Origin of the sequence: Streptomyces sp. TBY4, from assembly GCF_024213195.1 — a bacterium.
Taxonomy (GTDB): domain Bacteria; phylum Actinomycetota; class Actinomycetes; order Streptomycetales; family Streptomycetaceae; genus Streptomyces.
In genome coordinates, this window is the sequence record NZ_JANAVF010000043.1 from 1 (window position 1) to 1437 (window position 1437).

Annotated in this window: 1 protein-coding gene; it reads right to left on the reverse strand. The window is 69.9% G+C overall.

Translation table 11 applies throughout. The features are described from left to right. A partial coding sequence (locus NLX94_RS38655; protein WP_254387984.1) for a type I polyketide synthase occupies nucleotides 1–1416 on the reverse strand: 1416 nt, incomplete at its 3' end. Between the last annotated feature and the right edge of the window lie 21 nt (nucleotides 1417–1437).

Below are 1437 nucleotides of genomic sequence, written 5' to 3' on the forward strand. Positions count from 1 at the left end.
CGATGCCACATCCGCCCGGCCCTCGACCAACTCCAGCCAGTACCGCTCGTGTTCGAAGGCGTAGGTGGGCAGGTCGACGCGGGTACGCGTGCCGGTGAGGGTCGTCCAGTCCAGCTCCACACCCACGACGTGCGCTTCGGCCACGGCGCGCAGCAGGCCGTCGGGCTCCGGCATGCCCTTACGGGACATCGGTACGACCGCTGCGCCCAACTCCCCCAGGCACTCCAGCATCATCCCTGACAGTGTCGGGCTGGGGCCCACCTCGACGAAGACGCCGGCTCCCGCCGCCGCCAGCCGTGCGACCAGCGGTTCGAAGAGGACCGCCCTGCGGGCGTGCTCCACCCAGTACTCGGGAGAGCTCCACGACCAGCTGGGCCCCAGGTTCGACTCGTACGGGAAACGTGCTTCCTTGAAGTCCAGTTCGGCCAGGACCGAGACGAGGTCCTCCAGCATGGGTTCCATGAGGGGTGAGTGGAAGGCGTGGCTGACCTTGAGCCGGGTGGACTTGATCTGCGCGGTGGCGAGTTCGGACTCGATGCGGGCGAGGGTGTCGCTGTCGCCGGACAGGACGGTGGAGGTGGGGCTGTTGACCGCGGCGATCCCGATCCGGTCTTCGAGGCCGGTGATCAGGGGGGTGAGGCGGTCTTCGGGGGCCTGGACGGCGAGCATCGCGCCGCCGGTGGGGAGGGCCTGCATGAGGCGGCCGCGGGCGGTGACCAGACGGGCGGCATCGTGAAGGGTGAACACGCCGGCGATGTGCGCGGCGGTGATCTCACCGACCGAGTGACCTGCCAGCCACCCGGGGCGCGCGCCGAGCGAGACCAGCAGCCGGTAGGCCGCCGTCTCGAACGCGAACAGTGCGGGCTGGGTGTACTGGGTGTCGTGGATGGCCGGGCTGTCGGTGTCCCACATGATCTCGCGCAGGGAGCGTCCCAGGTGGGGATCGACCGCGGCGCAGACCTCGTCCAGCGCCTTGGCGAAGACGGGGAAACGGTCGTAGAGGTCGCGGCCCATGCCGGGGCGCTGGGCGCCCTGGCCGGAGAAGACGAAAGCCGTCTCGCCGCTCGTCGCCGAGCCGGTCACCGTCCTCGCGTCGGCTGCCCCACCTGCCAGTGCGTTCAAACTCTGGAGGAGGTCTTCGCGGGTGGTGGCGAGGATGACGGCACGTTCCTCGAACCGGGACCGGCCCGCCAGCGAGAACGCCACATCCCACACATCCGCACCCTCACCCGCACCTGACAGGTGGTCGCTGAGCCGGGCAGCCTGCCCCGCCAGCGCCCGGGAAGTGCGGGCACTGACCACCCACGCCACCACACCCCAACCAGCGACCGGTACCCCGTCTGCTTCCCGCTCAGTCATCTCGGGTTCCTCGATGATGACGTGGGCGTTGGTGCCACTGATCCCGAACGAGGACACACCCGCCCGACGGGGACGCTC